Annotated in this window: 4 protein-coding genes; all 4 read right to left on the bottom strand. The window is 69.3% G+C overall.

The features are described from left to right. Positions 1-10: 10 nt before the first annotated feature. Positions 11-928: a MurR/RpiR family transcriptional regulator gene (locus tag ACYVIP_RS30875; RefSeq protein WP_460402711.1), complete on the bottom strand. Its 918-nt coding sequence runs from the start codon at positions 926-928 to the stop codon at positions 11-13. Positions 929-1,105: 177 nt separating this feature from the next. After that, a complete protein-coding gene (locus ACYVIP_RS30880; protein WP_460402703.1) occupies positions 1,106-2,878 on the bottom strand; it encodes a serine hydrolase domain-containing protein in 1,773 nt (590 codons plus the stop codon). Positions 2,879-2,894: 16 nt separating this feature from the next. Continuing rightward, positions 2,895-4,160, bottom strand: coding sequence for an exo-beta-N-acetylmuramidase NamZ family protein (locus ACYVIP_RS30885; protein WP_460402705.1), 1,266 nt, complete (start codon positions 4,158-4,160; stop codon positions 2,895-2,897). Beyond that, positions 4,157-5,959, bottom strand: coding sequence for a glycoside hydrolase family 3 protein (locus ACYVIP_RS30890; RefSeq protein ID WP_460402707.1), 1,803 nt, complete (start codon positions 5,957-5,959; stop codon positions 4,157-4,159). The genes ACYVIP_RS30885 and ACYVIP_RS30890 overlap by 4 nt, the downstream gene beginning before the upstream one ends. Positions 5,960-6,174: the final 215 nt, after the last annotated feature.

The following is a 6,174-nucleotide window of genomic DNA, read 5'->3' on the forward strand; positions in this document are numbered from 1 at the left end:
AAGGAGTTGGTCACTTACCGGTCTCCCGCGCCTTGCGGCGACCGTCGTGGCGGGTCTCCAGCCGGTGGCTGCCGACCGCGCCCCTGGTGTCGTCGAGTGCCTTCATCGCGGGCTCGAGATGGCGCTGCGCGACCCCGATGAACAGGCAGTCGATGACGGTGAGCTGAGCGATCCGGCTCGCCATCGCGCCGGAGCGGAAGGTGGTCTCCCTGGCGGCGGTGGTGAGCACCAGGTCGGCGACCTCGCTGATCGGCGCGGTCGGGAAGTTGGTCAGCGCCACCGTGGTCGCCCCCGCCCGCCGGGCCTCGCGCAGCGCCTCGACGGTGTCCGCGGTCGAGCCGGTGTGCGAGATGGCGAAGGCGACATCGCCTGGCTCGAGCACCGCGGCCGAGGTCAGCATGATGTGGGTGTCGCTCCAGGCGAAGCTGATCCGGCCGATCCGGTGCAGCTTCTGCTGGAGGTCGGCGGCGACGAACGCGCTCGCCCCGACGCCGTAGACGTCCACCCGCTTGGCGGACGCGATCGCCTCGACCACCTGCTCGAGGACCTTGATGTCGAGTTGCGCGGAGGTCTCCTCGACCGCGCGCGCGTCGGCGAAGGTGACCTTGCCGACGACGGTCGCCAGACCGTCGTCGGGCGCGATCTCGCCGCCGAGGTCGCGCTCGGCGCGGGCCTCGGACCTGGCGGTGTCGGCGGCCAGTGCGATCCGCAGTTCTGGATAGCCGCCGACCCCGATCGCCTTGCAGAACCGGGTGACGGTGGTCTCGCTGGTGCCGGCGGCCTCGGCCACCTCGGTGATGCTCCGGCGCGCCACGGTGGACGGGCTGTCCAGAACAACCTTGGCCACGCGTTGCTCCGCACGGGCCAGACCCGGCAGCAGCGACCGGATGCGAACCAGCGGACTTGACTCAGTGTGTTGTGTGGTCATGACACTCGCGCTCACGTGGGAAATTTACTAACAGGCCGGTGGGACAGCAAGAAGGCAGCTGCCGTCCTGGGACAACGCTACCCGTCTGACGCGGAAACTTCAGGGGACGTCGTGCTTACTCAACATCGGAATCGACGATTGGCCCTGGGTTGTTAGCGTTTCAACCAGTTTTGGACCTCATCGTGACCTGAGCTGCCAGCCTTCCGGTAGCACTCTGTGGGGTTCTTTCTCACCGTTGAGGAGCATTTGATCACGGTCGGTGACGACAAGATTGTCGACGTGAATCCCGCGCCCGGTGTACCGGGTGTCGGTGATGAACCGCCAGCGCAGCGTGATCTCCGCTGCGTGCGGTAGTTGTGCGCGGACCGCCCACCAGCTTCGGTGACCTGTGCCGGACAGTGAAACCACCTCTTCCTCAGGCGCTCCTCGGCCGGAAACAGTCAGCGGAACGGCCGCCCAGGTCAGCCCGTCGACGCTCGACTCAAGCATTAACCGGTCAGTGACCTCCGAGTCCACAAAGGCATCAAAGATCACCCGAACGTGTCCGCTTGGTCGCAGTGAGACAGTGGTGAGAGTGGCCTGAGACGCGTCCCCGATGCCCGTGTACCAGGAATCACGTCCACGTTCGGGTCGAACGGCCAGTGCCTTGGCCAGCCCGGTGCTGAGCGTCTCCCTGGCGACGTTGACCGAACCCCAGTCCCGGCTGGGGTGCACCCGGTTGGTCAGCAGGATCGCGAACGACCGCGACGCCAGGTCGATGACCAGGTCGGTGCCCGTGAAGCCGGTGTGCCCGGCGGTACGCGGGCCGCTCAGCCCGCCCATGAACCAGATCTGGTCGAGCTCGAACCCGTAGCCGTGCGAGTTGGCCGGGAAGGCCTCGTTGTGGTTCTCCAGCATCGCGGCCACGGTGTTCGGCCGCAGGATCCGCGCGCCCCGGTAGCTGCCGCCGTTGAGGATCGTCTGGGCGAGGACGGCCAGGTCGTCCGCGGTGGAGAAGACCCCGGCGTGCCCGGCGACCCCGTCCAGCGACCAGGCGTTCTCGTCGTGCACCGAGCCACGGACCATGCCGCGCGGCGGAGTGGCCTGGAACTCGGTGGCCGCCATCCGGTCCAGCTTCGCCGCCGGCGGGTTGTAACCGGTGTCGGTCATCCGCAGCGGCCGGGTGATCCGGTCGGCCACGACCTGGTCCAGCGGGTCGCCGGTCAACCGCTCGACCAGCACCCCGAGGGTGATCAGGTTCAGGTCGGAGTACTCGTAGTTCGTGCCGGGCGTGGTGCGCGGCGCGATGTCCATCACGGCCCTGATCCGGGACGGCACGTCCGGATACCGCGACCACAGCGGCACCCACGACACCAGCCCGGAGGTGTGCGTGAGCAGCTGGGCGACGGTGATCGACTCCTTGCCGTTCACCCCGAACTCGGGCAGGTAGGTGGCCACCGGCGCGTCCACCGCCACCTTGCCGGACTCGACCAGCTGCATCACCACGATCGAGGTGAACAGCTTGGAGACCGAGGCCATGTCGAAGATCGTGTCCCCGCGCATCGGCACCCGCTGCGCTTCCGGCAGCTCGGTGCCAGCCGCGTCGGCGTAGCGCACCGCGTAGCCGCTGGCCGACCGGCTGACCACGGCGCCGTCGTGGGCGAGCAGGGTGACCGCGCCGGCGTACAGCGGGTGGTCGGTGTCCGGTGTCGGATGCGTCCTGGTCCACTCGCTCACCTGCGCCACGGCCGCGTCGATGGGGGCGGGGTCGAGGCCGACCCGGGCGGGCGGCGCGTCGCGCAGCACGGTGTGTGGCGGCGCGAAGCCGGGTCGTGGCTGGTCGAACCGGCCGGTGGCGGGGCCGCCGCCGTTCGGGGCGGCGCTCACCAGGGTGCTCGCCGACGTGACGGTGGCGAGCACGGCGAGTAACGCGCCGAGGACCCGCCCGGATAGGACACTTCGCCTGGACATGGCCACCTCGGGGTCGTCACCGGTAGATCAGGTACCGCTTCCGCCGCGAGTTGAAGGCGGCAAGCTCGGCGCGCCACGCGCCGATCACCTCGTCGACGCCCGCACCGGCGTCGATCATGCGGCGGAGCCGGTCGGAGCCGGAGAGCTTGTCGATGAAGTTGTCCGGCCGCCAGGCGAACACGGTCGGGTGGGTCTGCTTGGCCGTGACCAGCATGGTGATCGCGGTCCGGATCGGCTCGAAGCGGTACTCGTCGGTGATGTGCACCTGCACGCCCCCGCAGACCTCGCCGACCCACTTGTTGAACGTAGGCACGAAGTACTGCTCGCGCACCCGGACCCCCGGCAGGCCGGCCTCGTTGATCGCCTCGGCCCAGCGCCAGTCGATGTCCGGCGCGCCGATGATCTCGAACGGGCGGGTGGTGCCTCGGCCCTCGGAGAACACGGTGCCCTCGAACAGGCAGGTGCCGGGGTAGGCCAGGGCGGTCTGGTGGGTCGGCACGTTCGGGCTCGGCAGCACCCAGTGCAGGCCGGTGTCGGCGAACAGCTGGTCGCGGCGCCAGCCACGGACCTGGACGATCTCCAGGCTCGGCAGCCGTCCGCCGGCGTCGGCGGGTAGGAACTCCGCGTCGAAGTACCTGGCCAGCTCGCCGACGGTCATGCCGTGTTGCTGCACGATCGGCTTGCGGCCGACACCCGAGGCGTAGGCCGGGTCGAGCATCGGGCCGTCGGCCCGGCCGCCGACCGGGTTGGGCCGGTCGAGCACGACGAAGTCGATGCCGGTGAGCACGGCCGCCTGCATGGCGTAGTACATGCTCCAGATGTAGGTGTAGAAGCGCGCGCCGATGTCGGCGATGTCGAACACCAGGGTGTCGATGCCGGCCTTGGTGAACTGGCCGGCGATCTTGTCGACGGTCGCGCCGTAGGTGTCGTAGACCGGGACCTGGGTGCGCGGGTCGAGGTAGTCGCCTTCCGAGCCGCCGGCCTGCGCGGTGCCGCGGAAGCCGTGCTCCGGCCCGAAGACCGCGGTCGGCGGCATGCCGGCGGCGACCATGGAGTCGACCGTGTGGGTCTGGTCGGTGAGCACGCCGGTCGGGTTGGTGAGCACGCCGATCTTGCGGCCGCGGAAGGCCCGCCACCCGTCGGCGGCGAGTTGGTCGGCGGCCGGGACGACCCGGCGGCCGTGTCCCTGGGGGTCGGCCGCCGAGCTGGTGGCCGACGCGACGGTGATGGCGGGCGCGGCGAGCGCCGACGCTGCGAGGAAACGCCGACGATCCATGTTCACCACGTCAATCCGGTGTCGAAGGGGTAGCGAATGGTGGTCGGGTCGCCGCCGACCGGGATGTCGACGGGGAGCTTGCCGGTGGGCGCCCGCTCGCCGAGCAGGACCTTGGTCAGCGACTCCATCGCGTTGGCCCGCCAGCCGTAGGTCGCCACCCAGGTCGGCGCGTCCACGTAGCCGGCGTCGTAGGGAATCTGCGCGGCGACCGCGACGACCGGCTTGCCGGTGGCCAGCAACGCGCTGACCAGCGCGCGCTGTTGGGTGCGGTCCTTGAGGTTGTTGGTCAGCACGATGACCAGGTCCGACCCGGTGGCCGCGGCGACCGCGCCGTCGATGGTGGCCTGGTTGGGGCTGGTGCCGGTCGGCAGGGGAGTGGCGGTGACGCCGCGCTTGCCGATCGCCTGTGCGAGCCACTCCGGACTGCGGTGGGTGAGCCCCGACGTCGAGTCGCCGACCCCGGTGACCAGCACATTCCCCGGAGCCTCGGTGACCGGCAACAGTCCGGCGTCGTTGCGCACGACCGTCGGCGTGCGATCGCTGATCTGCTGGATCGCGGCGATGTTCGCCCGCGTGCCGACCACCTTGTCGACCTTCTTCTCGTCGACGAACGGGTCGAAGAGAATGCCGCGCTTGAGCTTGAGCAACAGGATCCGCAGCACGCTCTCGTCGATACGCCGTTCGCTGAGCCGGCCACTGTCCACCGCCGCGCGCACCGAACGCAGCGCCAACGGCAGATCCGGCGGCATGAGCAGCTGGTCGACGCCCGCCTCCAGCGCCATCACCGGGATTTCCTCGGCCGGGAAGACGTTGGCACCACCCATCCCCAGCGAGTCGGTGACGATGACGCCCTGGTAGCCGAGCTCCTCCCGAAGCAGCCCGGTCAGGATCGGCCGCGACAGGGTCGCCGGCCGGGCCGACGGATCCAGACTGGGCACCTGGATGTGCGCGGTCATGATCGAGTCGATGCCGGCGTCGATCGCGGCCTGGAACGGCGGCAGGTCGATCGCCCGCCACTCCGCCTCGGACCGGTCGATCTGCGGCAACTGGGTATGGCTGTCGGTCTCGGCGTCCCCGTGTCCGGGGAAGTGCTTGGCCGACGCGGAGACCGTGTCGGTGATCCGGCCGCCCTCCTGATACCCCTCGATCTCACCGACGACCAGGTCACTGGCCAGCTCGGGACGCGAGGAGAACGACCGCGCGCCGATGACCGGGTTGAGCGGATTGGAGTTCACGTCGGCGACCGGCGCGAAGTTCTGGTTGATCCCCATGGCCCGCAGCTCACGCCCGTTGATGGTGGCCACGGTCCTGGCGTCGGCGACACTGCGTCCCGCCCCCACCGCCATGCTCGCCGGGAACTCGGTGGCCGGCGACTCCAACCGGGTGACGTTGCCGCCCTCCTGGTCGATGGAGACGATCAACGGCAACCGTGTGTTGTGCCGAACCGCCGCCCGCTGCAACCCGTTGGAGAAGGCCGCCATCTGCCGAGGGTTGTCAACGTTGTCAGTCCCCGAGTTGTTGAAGTAGATGACCCCACCCACCCCGAACTTCTCGATCACCTGCGCCGGCGTGTCCACCCCGTACTCGGCCTGGTTGGTGGGATGCGCCTCATCAGCACTCTTCCCCCACACGGACACCACGAACAGCTGAGCGATCTTCTGCTCAAGCGACATCCCCAGCATCCGCCCGCGAGCCTCCGCCACCGCCGCCAGTTGAGCGTCAGCAGCCTCCGCCCGCGCCGGCGCCGGCGCCCGAGCCGCCCCCTCGACCGCCGCGGCCGACCCGATCCCACTAGCCATGGCCATGCTCGCCACCGAGACCACCGCCACCGAAAGACTCAGACGCGCAGAAGAACGAGAAATGACCACCACGGCCTCCCAAACGGGCCACCAGCACCATCTACGTAACCTCTTAACCGAGAACAACCACTAACCCGTAAGTTACCCACAACCCCCTCCCCAAGCAAGCACGCGTTCAGCCCAACAAACCTAACCCCCACCACCCCCCTCCACCCCCACCC

It is taken from the genome of Actinophytocola sediminis (assembly GCF_054779715.1).

Bases quoted from the DNA above. Each gene is read 5' to 3' on its own strand.
- ACYVIP_RS30880 (WP_460402703.1), bottom strand. From the start codon at position 2,878: ATGTCCAGGCGAAGTGTCCTATCCGGGCGGGTCCTCGGCGCGTTACTC.
- ACYVIP_RS30875 (WP_460402711.1), bottom strand. From the start codon at position 928: ATGACCACACAACACACTGAGTCAAGTCCGCTGGTTCGCATCCGGTCG.
- ACYVIP_RS30890 (WP_460402707.1), bottom strand. From the start codon at position 5,959: ATGGCCATGGCTAGTGGGATCGGGTCGGCCGCGGCGGTCGAGGGGGCG.